The following is a 14,836-nucleotide window of genomic DNA, read 5'->3' on the forward strand; positions in this document are numbered from 1 at the left end:
AGGCGGAACGATGAAGACGTTGCCGCTCGGCTATTGTTGACTTGGTGACCCCTGCTCCTCATCCTGAGGAACGGCCTGTTGGCCGCGTCTCGAAGGATGAGGCCCGATGGCATCCGAGGGAGCCTATCTCTGCATCGTACGCCAACGGCAGCCTCTACACGGGCACCACGCGTGCCGCGCTCGACGTATGGATTGCGCAGCACAACGATGGCTATTTCGACGGCGGCTACACCGCCGTCCGGCGGCCGGTCACTCTGATCTACGCACAATGGTTCGATCACATCACGGACGCCATCGCTGGCGAGCGGCGTCTCAAGGGCTGGTCCCGTGCCAAGAAGGAGGCTCTCGCGGAAGGGAAGCTGGAGCGATTGCAGGAACTGTCGCGGCGGCGCGGGCCTCATCCTTCGAGACGCGTCCAAGCGGCCGCTCCTCAGGATGAGGAGTAACGTGGCGCGTGCGTTGGAAGCAGGGCAGGGGGCTGTTATCGATCGTCGGAGTCTCGCGAGTGGTTCCTGGTTTGCCAATGCCCAGCGGATGTCCGTCGTGTTGTCCGTGGCTCGTGTCGATGTCCGTGCCGAAGCCTCCATTCCTCATCCTGAGGAGGCGCGAAGCGCCGTCTCGAAGGATAGAGGCCGATGCCCGTGACGCTCGTTCGATGATGTCACTCGCAAGTGAATGCGTGCTGCTATATAGGCCTCCTGCTATTTCAGCGTCCCCGGGCTGACCCCATGTCCCACCGCACCTTCCTCCGCCTCTGCCTCGTTCCGCTCGTCGTCGTCACGGCGGCGTTCTTCGTGATGCCGATGGCGCGGCTGATGGTGATGGGGGCGGAGGGGCCGCGGGGGCTGATGGGGTATCTCGCGATCCTCACCGAGCCGCGCTATCGCGCGACGCTGATCAACACGGTGGTGCTGTCGGCCGCGACCACGGCCGTGACGCTCGCGGTCGCCACCATCGCCGGCATGTTCCTGCAGCGCCATCGCTTCCCCGGCCGCGCGGTACTGATCGCGATGCTGACGTTTCCGCTGGCATTTCCCGGCGTCGTCGTCGGCTTCATGATCATCCTGCTGGCCGGCCGCCAGGGCCTGATCGGCGACCTGTCGAACCGCGTGCTCGGCGACAGGATCGTGTTCGCCTATTCGATCTGGGGCCTGTTCGCCGGCTATCTCTACTTCTCGATCCCGCGTGTCATCCTCACCATCATGGCGGCGATCCAGAAGCTCGACCGCGGCCTCGAGGAAGCCGCGCGCTCGCTCGGCGCCAGCCCATGGGCGGTGCAGCGCGATGTCGTGCTGCCGGCGCTGACGCCGGCGTTCGTCGCCTCCGGGGCCATCGCCTTCGCCACCGCCATGGGCGCGTTCGGCACCGCGTTCACGCTCGCCACCAACATCGACGTGCTGCCGATGCTGATCTACACCGAGTTCACCCTGGCGGCGAATTTCGCGACATCGGCGGCGCTGTCGATCGGCCTCGGCGTCATCGCCTGGGCGATCCTCGCGGTGGCGCGCACGGCCAGCGGCGGCACCGTCGCGGCGGCGGGGTAACGCGTCATGGCTCACACACGCTGCACGGCGATGGGAGCACGGGAGGGGTGATGCGCGACCGCCTGATCTTCGCCGGCCAGCTGCTGTTCACGCTGCTCGTCGCCGCCTTCCTGGTGGTGCCGGCGGTGCTGTCGATCTCCGCCGGCGTCACCGTCAATTACTTCCGCGGCCTGCAGTCCGGCGTCACCCTGCAATGGGTCCAGCAGGTGTGGGAGCTCTATGCCGGCACCATCTTCCTGTCGTTCCTGATCGCGTTCGCGACGCTGCTGGCCACGCTGGTCGTCGGCGTGCCCGCGGCCTATGCGCTGCATGTCCGTGGCGGGCGGCTGTCGCGTGTCATCGAGGAGGTGATCACGCTGCCGCTGGCGATCCCCGGGCTTGCGATCGCGCTGGCGCTGCTGCTGACCTATGGCGGCTTCTCGGGCTTTCGTCGCTCGTGGCTGTTCATCCTCGCCGGCCATGTCGTGTTCACGCTGCCGTTCATGGTGCGCTCGGTGATGGCGGTATTCGCCACCATCGATATCAGGACGCTCGACGAAGGCGCCGCTTCGCTCGGCGCCTCGCCATGGCGGCGCTTCCGCGACGTCATCGTGCCCAACGCCATGCCCGGCATCCTCGCCGGCGCGCTGATGGTGGTGACGCTGTCGCTCGGCGAGTTCAATCTGACGTGGATGCTGCACACGCCGCTGACCAAGACACTGCCGGTCGGCCTCGCCGACAGCTACGCCTCGATGCGGCTCGAGGTGGCGTCCGCCTACACGCTGATCTTCTTCATCATGATCGTGCCGCTGCTGGTGGCGATGCAGATGCTGGCCGACAGGGGACAGAAATCATGACCGATATCATGGCGCACCCTGTCACGGGGCACGGCGCGGCGGTGCGCGTCGAGGCCTGCGGCAAGACCTTCGCCGACGGCACGCGGGCGCTGGAGCCGGCAACCCTCGACATCGCCCGCGGCGAGACGCTGGTGCTGCTGGGGCCGTCGGGCTGCGGCAAGACCACCATGCTGCGCATCATCGCCGGGCTCGAGGCGCCGGACGCCGGCGGCCGCGTGCTGTTCGACGGCCGCGACGTCACCGCGATGCCGATCGAGAAGCGCAATGTCGGCATGGTGTTCCAGTCCTACGCGCTGTTTCCCAACATGAGCGTTGCCGACAACATCGCCTACGGCCTCAAGCTGCGCGGTATCGGCCGGGCCGAGCGCGACGCGCGCGTTGCCGAACTGGTGGCGCTGACCAACATCGGCGGGCTCGAAGGCCGCCGCATCGACCAGCTGTCCGGCGGCCAGCGCCAGCGTGTCGCGCTGGCGCGCGCGGTCGCGATCCGGCCCGGCATCCTCTTGCTCGACGAGCCGTTGACCGCGCTCGACGCCGCGCTGCGCGACCGCCTGCGCAGCGAGCTCAATCGTCTGTTGCGAGCGCTCGGCATCACCGCGATCTATGTCACCCACGATCAGGCCGAGGCGATGGAGCTCGGCGACCGCATCGTGGTGATGCGCAAGGGGGCCATCGCGCAGATCGGGACGCCGCGTGACATCTATTTCACGCCGCAGAGCCGCTTCGTCGCCGAGTTCGTCGGCGCCGCCAACATCGTCGAGGCGCCGCTGGAGGGCGTGCATCTGCGTCTGCCCGGCGGCCGTCTCGCGGTCGCCGGCGCGCCCGCCGCCGGCGCCAAGGTGGCGATGATCCGCCCCGAGACCATCCGCATCGTCGGTGCCGCGGACGCCGCGCTCGCCGGCACGGTCGACAGCGTCGCCTTCATCGGCGACCGCCAGCGCATCGTCGTCACGGGTGCAGCGCCGATGCCGCTGACGGTGGACGCGCCCAACACCATCGCCGCCAGGCCTGGCGACCGCGTCGGGCTTGCGGTGGCGCCGGAAGCCGTGCGGCTGCTGCCGGAGGGGTGAGGTAAACTTGACGGAAGAGGCCCGCGATAGCGAACACCAGGCATCAGCATGTGCGCCGGTGCAGCCTGTGCGCTCCGCGCCTTCTCCCTCATGGTGAGGAGCGCGGCATCGCCGCGCGTCTCGAACCATGAGGCCGAGGCGCAGCTTCTGGCTGGTGGGAGCCTCATCCTTCGAGACGCCCGCTGCGCGGGCTCCTCAGGATGAGGAGAAATGCCGGAGTGTGGCGATCCGCCAGCCCTTGCCGGTTCGTGATACAGCTGAACTGATCAATCCCAAGGCCCGTGCAAGCCAAAAGGCCCGTCCATGCCCAAGCCCGTCCTCATCGCCCAGATCTCTGACCTGCACATCAAGCCGCGCGGCACGCGGGCCTATGGCAAGGTCGATACGGCCGCGGCGCTGGCGCGCTGTGTTGACGCGCTGAACGCGCTGCTGCCGCGGCCCGACATCGTCGTCATCTCCGGTGACCTCGTCGATACGCCGCTGAGCGAGGAGTATGAGCTCCTCGCGGAACTGCTGGCACCGCTCAGGATTCCGGTCGTCGGCGTGCCCGGCAACCATGACGGCCGTGCGCTGATGCGCGCCGCGTTTCCGCAGGCGGCCTATGCCCATGTCGAAGGCCCGCTGGACCAGGCGGCTTCGCTCGGCGTGCTCGACCTGCTGCTGCTCGATTCCAGCGTGCCCGGGCAGCCGCATGGTGTGCTCGAGCCGCAGACGCTGCAGTGGCTGGAGGCGCAGCTCGCCGCGGCGCCGCAGCGGCCGGCGATCGTCTTTCTGCATCATCCGCCGTTCGTCGCCGGCATCTGGCACATGGATCGCCAGAACCTCTTCAATGCCGATGCGCTGGCTGCGGTCGTCGCGCGCCATCCGCGCATCCGTCTCGTCGCCGCCGGCCATGTCCATCGCGCAACGCTGACGCTGTTCGCCGGCCGCCCGGCGACCATCTGTCCGGCGCCAAACCATGCCGTCGACCTCGACCTCGGCGAGCTGCGCCCGCCCTCGTTCCGCATCGAGCCGCCGGCGTTTCATCTCCACGCCTGGTTTCCGCCGGTAAATGCGCTCGACGATCCGTTCGGCCATGTCGTGACGCATTGGGTGCCGATCGGCGATTTCGACGGCCCGCATCCGTTCTTCGGGGCAGACGGCAAGCTGCTGTAGGCGGCTGATCGACCGGCGCCGCTGCGGTCGGAGTGTCCTCGCGCCCTTGCTGCCGTCACCATTGTGCTCATCGCCTTGGGGTGTCATCAGCCCCAGGCGTCGCCGCGTTATCAAGGTGCGCCCCCGTCATCGCGGGGTGTGAGCGAGAGAAGGGTAACCTTTCCGGACGCACCGCGGACGGCGCTAGTGGCCCCGCAGCAACCCCAGCGTCACCAACTCCCGCCGCAGCGCGTCGGGGCTGGTGAAATGGATGCCGTGCATGCCGAGAGCGGTGGCGGCCTCAGCGTTACGCTGGTTGTCGTCGATATAGACGAGGTCGGGCGCGACAAGGCCGTAGCGGTCCATCAGCAGGCGGTAGATCGCCGGGTCCGGTTTGACCAGCTTCTCGTGGCCGGACACGACGATGCCCTTGAACGCCTGCATGAAGTCGAACTGCCAGGCATGCTCGAACGTTTCGTGCGACCAGTTGGTGAGTGCATAGAGCGGCGTGCCAGCGTCTTCGAGTTCGCGCAGGATGGTGACCGTCCCGGTGATCGGCCCGGCGATCGTTTCCGGCCAGCGCGCATGGAAGGCGTCGATCATGGCGGCGTCGGCCGGATGAACGGCCTTGAGCGCCGCCGCGCCCTCGGCCCACGGGCGCCCGGCATCCTGCTGCAGCACCCAGTCCATGGTGCAGACGGTGGTCAGGAACCGTTCCATTGCGGCATCGTCGCCGGCGAACAGCTTGCGGTAGAGATGGCGCGGATTCCAGTCGATCAGCACGCCGCCGAGATCGAACACGACGGTGGTCCTGCGCGGGGTGGCGGGGGCGTTCAACGAAGGCTCCAGGGGCGGGGATCGCAACGGCCATTTAAAGAGAAAAGCCGGGGCCGGATCAAGTCGGCGCGGTGACGCGGCCGTGACGGGGGCTTGCGCAACGGAATTCCCGTTCCTAAACAAAGGCAAGCCGCGCTTCACCGCGGCCTCCATCATCATTGCCAACCCAGGGATTTGCCACGCCATGACGACGACTGCGGCCGAGACACAACCCTTCCAGGCGGAGGTGGCCGAGCTGCTGCACCTGATGGTGCACTCGGTCTATTCGGAAACCGACATCTTCCTGCGCGAGTTGATCTCCAACGCCTCCGACGCCTGCGACAAGCTGCGCTATGAGGCGATCGCCCGGCCGGAGCTGATGGCCGACGGCGTCGCGCCCAAGATCAGCATCATGCCCGACAAGACCGCCGGCACGCTGTCGATCGTCGACAACGGCATCGGCATGGAGCGCCAGGAACTGATCGACAACCTCGGCACCATCGCGCGCTCCGGCACCAAGGCGTTCATAGCCCGTCTGCACGCCAGCCAGGAGGCGGCGAAGGACGGCAAGGACGGCGCGAAGGGGACCGGCCTGATCGGCCAGTTCGGCGTCGGCTTCTATGCCGCGTTCATGGTGGCGGACCGCATCGTCGTGACCAGCCGCCGCGCCGGCGAGACCGAGGCGTGGGTGTGGACGTCGACCGGCGGCGCCGGCTTCCAGGTCACGCCGGCAGACGCCGAGGCCGCCGCCCGCGTCTCGCGCGGCACCGAGATCGTGCTGCATCTGAAGGATGATGCCAAAAACTATCTCGAGCCGCACACCATCGAGCGCATCGTGCGTGCCTATTCCGACAACATCCAGTTCCCGATCGAGCTGAAGCCGGAAGAGGGCGAAATCCGCCAGATCAATTCGGCGAGCGCGCTGTGGCAGCGTTCCAGGTCCGAACTCAAGGCCGAAGACTACACCGAAGCGTACCGCACCATCAGCGGCGGCTTCGACGAGCCGGCGATGACGCTGCACTACCGCGCCGAGGGCCGCTATTCCTACGCCGTGCTGCTGTTCGCGCCGTCGATGCGGCCGTTCGACATGTTCGAGGGCGAGCGCAAGGGGCGCGTCAAGCTTTACGTGCGCCGCGTCTTCATCACCGACGAGGCGGAGCTGCTGCCGACCTATCTGCGCTTCATTCGCGGCGTCGTCGACAGCGAGGACCTGCCGCTCAACCTGTCGCGCGAGATGCTGCAGAACAATCCGCAGCTCGCGCAGATCCGCAAGGCCATCACCAGCCGCGTCGTCGGTGAGCTGGAGACGACCGCGGAGAAGGACGCGGACGCCTACATCAAGATCTGGGACGCGTTCGGCCCGGTGCTGAAAGAAGGCATCTGGGAGGACGGCGAGCGCCGCGAGAAGCTGCTGGGCCTGACGCGCTTCACCTCGACCACGGGAGAGAAGCGCTCGCTCAAGCAGTATGTCGACGATCTCAAGCCGAACCAGACCGAGATCTATTATCTCGTCGGCGAGAGCGTCGAGCGTCTCAAGGCCAATCCCAAGTTGGAGGCCGCCGCCGCGCGCGGCATCGAGGTGCTGTTGCTGTCCGATCCGGTCGACGCGCTGTGGACGTCGGCGCCGCTGGAGTTCGGCGGCAAGCCGCTGCGCTCGCTGAGCCAGGGCGACGTCGATTTCGGCCAGATCCCGCTCACGGACGATGCCGACAAGGAGCAGCCGGCGCCGGACAGCGCTGCCGAGGCCACCATCATCGCCGCGATCAAGCAGGCGCTGGGCGAGCGCGTCGCCGACGTGCGGGCGTCGCAGCGCCTCACCACCAGCGCCTCCTGTCTCGTCGCTGCCGGCCAGGGGCCGGACCGCGAACTGGAGCGCCTGCTGGCGAAGCAGAACCGCGGCGCCGGCTTCAAGCCGGTGCTCGAGGTCAACCTGCGCCATGCGCTGGTCGGCACGCTTAGCGGTCTGCCGGGCTCCGACCGGGACAGTGCCGAGCTGTCGCTGCTGCTGTTCGAGCAGGCACAGATCCTCGACGGCGAACTGCCCGACGACCCCGCCGCCTTCGCCAGCCGCGTCAACCGCTTCGTGCTGCGCGGCCTCGGGAAGGCGTGAGGGGCGTTTCCCGCTCCTCGTGGTGAGGAGCGCGGCGACGCCGCGCGTCTCGAACCATGAGGCCGGGGCGCAGCGGCTCCGTGTGGCGGACCCTTCCTGATCACGGCGTCTCGGCGGCGCCTCGGCCTCGCCCTTCGCGATGCCCGCTGCGCGGGCTCCTCAGGGTGAGGAGAGAGTGCGGAGTTGGACGCCGTGTGCAATGCGAAGCATCCTTGGATCCTCATGGTGAGGAGCGCGGCAGTGCCGCGCGTCTCGAACCATGAGGCCACGTATCATCCTCGCCTCACACCGAGGTCGACGGCGCCTCACCGGTAACGGACGTCCGGCTGGTGGCGCCGGCGTCCGCGCCCGCACGCACCGACCCGCATACTGGCTGCAACGCCAGATAGCTCGCACCCGCCGCCACCATGCCGGTCAGCCATGACAGGTCGATGCCGCCGGTCAGCCGCGCCAGCGGGCCTTGCATCGCCGGGATGGTGCCCATCTGGAACGCCCAGGCGGCGATCAGGCCGACGGCAAGCGCGATAAGGCCGGCCCAGTTGAAGTCCGCGAGGCGCGGATCACCGGGCGCGGCATGGAGTGCGGAGACATCGACGCGGCCGCGGCGGACGATGAAGAAGTCGGTCAGGGTCACGCCGGCCCACGGGCTGATCCACACCACCAGCGCCACCATGAAGTTGTCGAAGGCGTGGGCGAAGTCGCCGGACTGCAGGAAGCCATAGAGGATGGCGCTGGCGATCAGCCCGGAGATCACCGACACGATCCAGCGCGGCCAGCGGATGTCGAGGGCGAGGCTCGACAATGCCGCTGAATAGATCACCACGATGTTGGTGGCGATCGGGCCGTGCACCAGCACCAGCAGCACCGGCAGCGCCATCACGCCGAACGCGGCGATGATCAGTTGCGACGGATCCGAGCCGCCGCCGCCGGAGGCGATGGCGGCGCCGAGGAAGGCGAGCCACACCGTCGGCACGAACATGCCAAGGAAGGTCGCGCGGAACACGCGCCCGGCCGGCAGTTCGGGCCTGGTGAAGCGGGTGTAGTCGGAGGCGTAGACCAGCCACGAGATGCCCCAGCCGATGCCGATCGCGGTCATCAGCTGGCTCGCGGCGGCTAGCGGCGAGACCTGCGACGCGCCAACCGTGTGCCAGTGGATGTCGATGCGCAGCGCCGCCAGCACCGTCATCGCCGCCATGATCGCGAGGATCAGCGGCATGGTGTAGCGCTCGAACAGCTTGATCGCGTTGAAGCCCCACGCCGCGATCGCGACCTGCAGCACCATCACCACTGCGGCGATGGCGTATTTCAGCGCGTCGCCGCCATGGATGCCGAGGCGGTCGAGCGCGGCGACGCTGAGGTCGAGCACGATCCAGGTGTTGGTGGCGACCCAGCCCATCGGCATCAGCACCTGGGCGAACGCCGGCAGATACGCGCCGCGGCGGCCGAAGGCGAGGCGTCCGAGCACCATCTGCGGCACGCCGGTGCGATGGCCCATCAGGCAGGCGGCGCCGAACAGCGCGGCGCCCAGCAGGTTGCCGACGACGACCACGGCGAGCGTCTGCGCGAGGCTGAGGCCGAGCTGTATGCCGAGCGCGCCGAGCACCCAGTTGATCGGCGCGATGTTGGCGCCGGTCCAGATCCAGAACTGGTCGAACGGCGAGGACGTGCGGTGGGCTGTCGGCACCGGCGTGATGCCATGCGCATCGAAGGTGACGTCGAAGGCGGCGTCGGCTGCCGCGATGGTCGTGTGGGCGTTGGTCATGTCTCCCCCGTGTCGGCCTGTTTGAGCGTGGCCGAAAGGCGCCATGTCAGGCCGGCAGGCGTGCGAGCGTGAGTGAGAATTGCTCAAGGCGTGATGAGCGCAAGTGGAGAGTGGAGGAGGGGTGAAGTGGGTGGTGGAATGAGAGTTATTAGGTGCTCTTGCAACCGTTGGAATGCGATGTGTCGTCCATAGACTCCGCGTCATCACCAGGCCGGCGCCAACGGGTCCGCGCAAAGCGCGGCCCGATGACAGGCTCCGCGCCGAGACAGCGCAAGCCGGATGTTTCCGGCTTGGGCCATTTAGAGAACGCAACTCGGCACAGCCGAGTTGCTATGGATCCAGCTTGATGAAGCTTGTGCTACGCCGTGAGGAAGCTGGATTGCCGGGTCAAGCCCGGCAAGGACGCCGTGGGGAGGATGCGCTGAGGACATCAGGGACGCTGTCGAGCAGATCCAGCAATGACGCAGAGAAATGATGCAGAGAGGTCGGACGCTTCGAAGACCTGCCGGGCAGCCGTGACGCTGAGCTTCGCCTTCACAGTTGCGAATTTCTCAAGGGCTCTGAGACATTCGTCACTCACGGCAGCACGATGCAATCGGCATCATGGTGGCCGACGCTTTCCTCGCATCCCCGCGATGCTCCTCTCCTTTCGAACGGAATCCCGCGATGACCACGCTCCTCCACATCGATTCCAGTCCGCGCGGCGAGCGCTCGCTCAGCCGCAAGCTGTCGCAGGCCTTTGTCGACCAATGGCGGGCGCGCGAGCCGGCTGCCGACGTGATCGTGCGCGATGTCGGCCGCAACCCGCCGCCGCTGATCACCGAGGCGTGGATCGCCGCTGCCTTCACGCCGCCGGACGCACGCACGCCGGCGCAGCGCGACGAGCTCATGCTGTCGGACGAATTGATCGCCGAACTCGCGCGCGCCGACATCATCGTCATCGGTGCACCGATGCACAATTACGGCATGCCGGCGGCGCTGAAGGCGTGGTTCGACAAGGTCATCCGCATCGGCCAGACCTTCTCCTTCGATCTTGGCCGCGGCGACTTTCCGCTGGAGCCGATCATGGCCGGCAAGACGCTGGTGGTGCTGTCGTCGCGCGGCGAGTTCGGTTTCGGGCCCGGTGGGGTGCGCGAGGGCATGAATCATCTGGAGACCCACATCGCCACCTGCGCACACTATCTCGGCGTGCAGGAGAGCCATCTCATCGCCATCGACTACCAGGAGTTCGGCGACGATCGCCACGAGCGTTCGGTGGCCGAGGCGTTCGCGGCCATTCCGGCGCTGGTCGACCAGTGTCTTGGACTTACGGAGGCTGATAAAGTCGCGGCCGAGTAGGCCGCCGATTCCGGCGCAACGCGAGACGATCGACACGACATGATCCAGAACCCGATTCCCTGGCCGAACGGCGCGCGCTGCGCCTGCGCCATCACCTTCGATGTCGATGCGGACAGCCTGATCCACATCGCGCGGCCGGCCGACAGTTTTGACCGGCTCTATCCCATCACCATGGGGCGCTACGGCCCGACCGTCGGCGTGCCGCGCATCCTCGACACTTATCGCCGGCTCGGCCTGAAGCAATCGTTCTTCATGCCGGGCTGGACCATGGAGCGCTATCCGCAGACGGTCGAAGCCATCCTCAGGGAGGGCCACGAGATCGGCCATCACGGCTACATCCACGAGGACCCAACGGAAATCTCCGCGCCGGCGCAGCGTGCGGCGTTCGAGCGCGCGCTGGCGATCCATGTGGCGCTGACCGGCCGCATGCCGCGCGGCTACCGCGCGCCGGTCTACAACGCCAACCAGGCGACCATCGACCTGCTGATCGAGCATGGCTTCGCCTACGATTCCTCGCTGATGGCCGACGACATTCCCTATCTGATGAAGACTGCGCGCGGCCAGCTCTATGAGGCGCCGCCGCACTGGGGCTCCGACGACTGGCCGCCGTTCGCCCACTATGCCGAGATCGGCTACATGATGCCGGTGAAGGCGCCGAGTGAGGGTCTTGCCGCGTCGTTCGAGGAGTTCGAGGCGCAGTACGAGGCCGGCGGCTTCTGGATGGGGATCTGGCATCCCTTCCTCACCGGGCGGCTGGCGCGCTGGCGCGTCGTCGAGCGCTGGCTGGAGAACGTGCTGGCGACGCGCAGCGTGTGGTTCGCGCCGCTGGAGGAGATCGTCGCCTACGTCGACGGTCTGGTGGCGGCGGGGCGTTATCAGGTGCGGACGGAGACGCTGCCCTACTTCACCGGGCCGGTCATGCCGTGAGCCGTGCGGGGCCGTCGCGGAAGGCGGCGGCCTCGTCGCGCAGCCAGGTGGTGAAGGCATTCACCGCGCGGCGCTTGCCGGATGTGGCCTCGATCAGGCGGAACGAGAAGCCGTCGAGGGCCGGCCCCTCGATCCGCCGCAGGGTGCCGGCGGCGAGCTGATCACCGACCAGGGCGTCGCTGCACAACAGCGGTCCCAGGCCGCGCTCGGCGGCATGCAGCGCCAGCGGCTCCTCGCTGTACCAGGAGATGCGGAAATCGCGCCGGCCGCTGCGCGCGGTGCCGGCGAGCCAGGTCGACCACGCCGGCGAATCCAGCGCTGGATTCTTCCATTTGTAGGCGAGCAGCGGCCGCGCGTGGAAGTCGTCGATCACCGGCGGCGCGTCGCCGGCGCACAGGCCGGCGGCCGCCACCGCGATGTAGCGATCGTCGAACAGCACGCCGGCGCGCTGGTCGCGGCCGTAGCGCACGGCGAGATCGATGCCGTCGACGCCCGGCGTCGCCACCGCCTCGGTGGCGTCGATGTGCACGACGATGTCGGGCATCGCGGCGTGGAACGCGGCAAGGCGCGGCATCAGCCAGCGCTCGGCGAACGCGCGGGTGGTCGAGACGGTGACGGCGTCGCCGCCGCCCGGCGGCCGCAGCGTCGCGAAGGCATCGGCGAGATGGTCGAAGCCGTCGCGCAGCAGCGGGAAGATGGTGCGTCCCTCCGCCGTCAGCACCACGGCGCGGCCCGAGCGCTCGAACAGCCGCACGCCGAGGGTGGCCTCGAGCTGGCGCACCTGGTGGCTGATCGCGGTCACCGTCACGCACAGCTCGCTGGCGGCGGCAGTGAAGCTCTCGTGGCGCGCCGCGGCCTCGAAGGCGCGGATGGCGTTGAGCGGCGGCAGCTTGCGCATGGGCGCGTCTCCGGTTCAGGCGATCAGGAAATGGGCGTCGGTTGGCTGCATGTCGTTCACCGGCATGATGTCCTGCGGGCAGGCGGAGAACGCGACGACGAGGTCCATCTCCGCGCGCAGCGTGATCGACTGGCCGGCCTCGCTGACCGGCGCGACAAAGCGCACCGCGCCATCGGCGCCGACCGGCACGTTCATGAACAGATTGAGCGGCGCCGGCGTCAGCGCCGCGGCGAGGCCGAGCGCCTCCAGCGCATGGGCGAGGTTGTCGGTGCAGTTGTCGTGATGGTCGTGGACGCCGAGCTGGCGATAGCGGTGAATGTCGCAGGCGGCGATCAGGGTGTCGTGCACGCCGGGCGTGGTGTCGGCGGTGACAGTGAGAATGCCGCGGCGGCGGTTGGTGACGAAGGTGTCGCCGACCCTGGGGATCAGTCGCAGCATCGCCGTGCGGCTGTGTTCCATCGACATGAATTCGGTGGTGTCGGCGGCATTGAACGCCCAGGTGTCGACCACCTGCTTGCCATGGGTGTTGATCACGGTGACGGACTGCCCGGCGGCGAGGCGCGCGGCGACGCCGCGGCGCGCGGGGATGAGGTGGAGGCGGGGTTCGCTGTGCGAGGCGGTGAGGTGGGCGGCGAGCGTTGCGGTCTGGGTGGTCACGAGGGGCTCCGGGCGGTGGCGGCGATCAATCCAGCGATCATCCGAGCACCCCGGCCGATGCAATTCCAATAATATAAATTGCAGCCATTATATGATTTACTTATAGTCTGATCATGCGCCTGCGCCAGCTTGAGTGTTTCCGCGCCCTGATGCTCCACGGCACCATGACGCGGGCGGCCGAGCTGCTGGGCATGTCGCAGCCCGGCATCAGCGCCATGATCGCCAATCTCGAACACGCCACCGGGCTGACGCTGTTCGTGCGCCGCGGCGGCCGGCTGCAGCCGACGCCGGAGGCGCGGCTGTTTTATGTGGAGGCGGCGCGGGCGCTGGAGGCGGTGGAGAACACCGCGCGCATCGCCAGCGAGATCCGCTCCGGCCGGCGCGGCCACCTGGCGATTGCCGCCTATCCCAGCGTGTCGATCAGCCTGCTGCCGCGACTGCTCGCCGACTTCGCCGCCAAGCGCCCCGACCTGCAGATCAAGATCATCACCCGCGCCTCGGCGTCGGTGCGCGAACTGATGTCGACCCAGCAGTTCGATATCGCGGTGGCCGAACTGCCGCTCGACTATCCGACCGCGCACATGGAGGTGTTCGCCTACGAATGCCTGTGCATGCTGCCGAAGGGCCATCGCCTCGCGAAACTCAAGCAGGTGACGCCGGCCGATCTCGATGGCGAACCGTTTGTGACGCTGTTTCGCGGCGATCCGATCTACCAGCAACTGGCCTCCGCATTCTCCGAATACGGCGCGCGCTGGAACGTGGTCGCCGAGACCGAGTTCTTCTCCACCGCCTGCGAGCTCGTCGCCGCCGGGCGCGGCGTCGGCCTCGTCGATCCCGTGGTCAGCCGGCCCTTCACGGCCAATGTGGTGCTGCGGCCGTTCAAGCCGGCGATCAACTATCAGGTCGCGCTGCTGTTTCCGGTCAACGAAGCGCTGTCGCAGGTGGCGCAGGAATTCGTCGATGTGCTGCGCCGCCGGCTGCGGCCGTGACGGCGCGGCGGGATTGAACCGTTCGGCGGCAGGCGCAGACACACGGGGAAGCGGCCTTGCGACGGTTGCTGCGCGCCGCGCGGCAATCCATGGATCGCCGCCTTGAATGGTGCGGAGAGCTGTGATTACATTTCCGCACTGTTTTTGATGACGAAGCGTTTTTTGAAACCTGCGGCCATTTGAACGCCGCGTCGACGACCGATCCGCAGTTGTCCGAACCGTGCATGCGGCTCCATGGGCCGTCTGTCGCGCCGACCGGCTGCGGCCGTCCGCCCGTGCGCCGGCGTCCATCGTTTGGGAGCACCAGATCATGGCAAGGAAGGCGAAGAAGACCGTCAAGGCCAAGAAGACCACGGCCAGAGGCCGCAAGCTGATGGACGATTTCGATCTCGACGTGCGCGTCAAGATCGTCAGCCTGAAAGTGCCGTACTTCACCGACGACGATACCGCGAGCTGCGCCAGCACCTGCGGCGACTGCAGCACCAGCAGTTGCGCCAGCACCTGCGAGGGCGGCTGCACCGAGACCTGTGCGACCTGCGAAACCTGCGGCAGCTGCACCTCGGAGTGCAACATGGACGCCACCACCGGGGCGTGCTTCCCGGAACTGACGTTCTACAACGATGTCGTCGAGCTCGAGATCAGCCGCCTCGCGACCGCGGTGCGTCCCGGCGCCGCGCGCAAGGCGATCGGCAAGCCGATCGTGCATCGCGAGGTGATGCGGCGCGTGGTGCGCAATCCGAAGCCGCGCTAGCGCC

The 14,836-nt window shown here is 67.8% G+C and carries 14 protein-coding genes; 10 read left to right on the plus strand and 4 right to left on the minus strand.

Annotated features, from left to right (window positions below; translation table 11 throughout):
* Nucleotides 1–44: 44 nt before the first annotated feature.
* From JQ639_RS28265 to JQ639_RS28285, 5 genes are all read left to right on the plus strand, one after another.
* On the plus strand, nucleotides 45–446 hold the full coding sequence (locus tag JQ639_RS28265; RefSeq protein ID WP_349644649.1) for a GIY-YIG nuclease family protein: 402 nt from the start codon (nucleotides 45–47) through the stop codon (nucleotides 444–446).
* 282 nt (nucleotides 447–728) lie between these two features.
* Nucleotides 729–1,544 carry an ABC transporter permease gene (locus tag JQ639_RS28270; protein ID WP_211962673.1) on the plus strand — a complete coding sequence of 272 codons (816 nt, stop codon included), beginning with the start codon at nucleotides 729–731 and terminating at the stop codon, nucleotides 1,542–1,544.
* Nucleotides 1,545–1,594: 50 nt separating this feature from the next.
* Nucleotides 1,595–2,380, plus strand: a complete 786-nt coding sequence (locus JQ639_RS28275) for an ABC transporter permease (protein ID WP_211962674.1) — start codon at nucleotides 1,595–1,597, stop codon at nucleotides 2,378–2,380.
* Nucleotides 2,377–3,450 (plus strand): ABC transporter ATP-binding protein, encoded by a 1,074-nt coding sequence (locus JQ639_RS28280; protein WP_249122827.1) that lies wholly within the window; start codon nucleotides 2,377–2,379, stop codon nucleotides 3,448–3,450. The genes JQ639_RS28275 and JQ639_RS28280 overlap by 4 nt, the downstream gene beginning before the upstream one ends.
* Nucleotides 3,451–3,753: 303 nt before the next feature.
* Nucleotides 3,754–4,605, plus strand: a complete 852-nt coding sequence (locus tag JQ639_RS28285) for a phosphodiesterase (RefSeq protein ID WP_211962676.1) — start codon at nucleotides 3,754–3,756, stop codon at nucleotides 4,603–4,605.
* 183 nt (nucleotides 4,606–4,788) lie between these two features.
* On the opposite strand, the gene JQ639_RS28290 is transcribed toward JQ639_RS28285, so the two are convergent.
* Nucleotides 4,789–5,421 (minus strand): HAD family hydrolase, encoded by a 633-nt coding sequence (locus JQ639_RS28290; protein ID WP_249122828.1) that lies wholly within the window; start codon nucleotides 5,419–5,421, stop codon nucleotides 4,789–4,791.
* 184 nt (nucleotides 5,422–5,605) lie between these two features.
* Between JQ639_RS28290 and htpG the strand changes: the two genes are divergently transcribed.
* Nucleotides 5,606–7,510, plus strand: a complete 1,905-nt coding sequence (htpG, locus tag JQ639_RS28295; protein WP_211962677.1) for a molecular chaperone HtpG — start codon at nucleotides 5,606–5,608, stop codon at nucleotides 7,508–7,510.
* Between the two features lie 283 nt (nucleotides 7,511–7,793).
* Here the strand turns inward: htpG and JQ639_RS28300 are convergent, their stop codons facing one another.
* Entirely contained in the window at nucleotides 7,794–9,272 is a 1,479-nt protein-coding gene (locus tag JQ639_RS28300) for a purine-cytosine permease family protein (RefSeq protein WP_211962678.1), read from the minus strand.
* A gap of 666 nt (nucleotides 9,273–9,938) precedes the next feature.
* Here JQ639_RS28300 and JQ639_RS28305 point away from each other — a divergent pair.
* The gene (locus JQ639_RS28305; RefSeq protein ID WP_211962679.1) at nucleotides 9,939–10,610 is read left to right on the plus strand and encodes an FMN-dependent NADH-azoreductase; all 672 of its coding nucleotides are present in this window, start codon (nucleotides 9,939–9,941) and stop codon (nucleotides 10,608–10,610) included.
* A gap of 39 nt (nucleotides 10,611–10,649) precedes the next feature.
* A complete protein-coding gene (locus tag JQ639_RS28310) occupies nucleotides 10,650–11,537 on the plus strand; it encodes a polysaccharide deacetylase family protein (RefSeq protein ID WP_211962680.1) in 888 nt (295 codons plus the stop codon).
* On the opposite strand, the gene JQ639_RS28315 is transcribed toward JQ639_RS28310, so the two are convergent.
* On the minus strand, nucleotides 11,527–12,435 hold the full coding sequence (locus tag JQ639_RS28315; RefSeq protein WP_211962681.1) for a LysR family transcriptional regulator: 909 nt from the start codon (nucleotides 12,433–12,435) through the stop codon (nucleotides 11,527–11,529). The genes JQ639_RS28310 and JQ639_RS28315 overlap by 11 nt on opposite strands.
* Before the next feature lie 15 nt (nucleotides 12,436–12,450).
* Nucleotides 12,451–13,092 carry a DUF1989 domain-containing protein gene (locus tag JQ639_RS28320; RefSeq protein WP_211962682.1) on the minus strand — a complete coding sequence of 214 codons (642 nt, stop codon included), beginning with the start codon at nucleotides 13,090–13,092 and terminating at the stop codon, nucleotides 12,451–12,453.
* A gap of 113 nt (nucleotides 13,093–13,205) precedes the next feature.
* On the opposite strand from JQ639_RS28320, the gene JQ639_RS28325 reads away from it, so the two are divergent.
* Together JQ639_RS28325 and JQ639_RS28330 are read left to right on the plus strand one after the other, a co-directional pair.
* On the plus strand, nucleotides 13,206–14,081 hold the full coding sequence (locus JQ639_RS28325) for a LysR family transcriptional regulator (protein WP_211962684.1): 876 nt from the start codon (nucleotides 13,206–13,208) through the stop codon (nucleotides 14,079–14,081).
* 310 nt (nucleotides 14,082–14,391) lie between these two features.
* The gene (locus JQ639_RS28330; RefSeq protein ID WP_211962685.1) at nucleotides 14,392–14,832 is read left to right on the plus strand and encodes a hypothetical protein; all 441 of its coding nucleotides are present in this window, start codon (nucleotides 14,392–14,394) and stop codon (nucleotides 14,830–14,832) included.
* The last annotated feature ends 4 nt before the right edge of the window (nucleotides 14,833–14,836 follow it).

The organism is Bradyrhizobium sp. U87765 SZCCT0048, from assembly GCF_018131225.1.
Taxonomy (GTDB): domain Bacteria; phylum Pseudomonadota; class Alphaproteobacteria; order Rhizobiales; family Xanthobacteraceae; genus Bradyrhizobium_A.

What these genes read in the sequence shown, in the direction of transcription:
- JQ639_RS28270 (WP_211962673.1), top strand. Translation starts at nt 729, where the DNA reads ATGTCCCACCGCACCTTCCTCCGCCTCTGCCTCGTTCCGCTCGTCGTC.
- JQ639_RS28275 (WP_211962674.1), top strand. Translation starts at nt 1,595, where the DNA reads ATGCGCGACCGCCTGATCTTCGCCGGCCAGCTGCTGTTCACGCTGCTC.
- JQ639_RS28280 (WP_249122827.1), top strand. Translation starts at nt 2,377, where the DNA reads ATGACCGATATCATGGCGCACCCTGTCACGGGGCACGGCGCGGCGGTG.
- JQ639_RS28285 (WP_211962676.1), top strand. Translation starts at nt 3,754, where the DNA reads ATGCCCAAGCCCGTCCTCATCGCCCAGATCTCTGACCTGCACATCAAG.
- htpG (WP_211962677.1), top strand. Translation starts at nt 5,606, where the DNA reads ATGACGACGACTGCGGCCGAGACACAACCCTTCCAGGCGGAGGTGGCC.
- JQ639_RS28300 (WP_211962678.1), bottom strand. Translation starts at nt 9,272, where the DNA reads ATGACCAACGCCCACACGACCATCGCGGCAGCCGACGCCGCCTTCGAC.
- JQ639_RS28305 (WP_211962679.1), top strand. Translation starts at nt 9,939, where the DNA reads ATGACCACGCTCCTCCACATCGATTCCAGTCCGCGCGGCGAGCGCTCG.
- JQ639_RS28310 (WP_211962680.1), top strand. Translation starts at nt 10,650, where the DNA reads ATGATCCAGAACCCGATTCCCTGGCCGAACGGCGCGCGCTGCGCCTGC.
- JQ639_RS28315 (WP_211962681.1), bottom strand. Translation starts at nt 12,435, where the DNA reads ATGCGCAAGCTGCCGCCGCTCAACGCCATCCGCGCCTTCGAGGCCGCG.
- JQ639_RS28325 (WP_211962684.1), top strand. Translation starts at nt 13,206, where the DNA reads ATGCGCCTGCGCCAGCTTGAGTGTTTCCGCGCCCTGATGCTCCACGGC.
- JQ639_RS28330 (WP_211962685.1), top strand. Translation starts at nt 14,392, where the DNA reads ATGGCAAGGAAGGCGAAGAAGACCGTCAAGGCCAAGAAGACCACGGCC.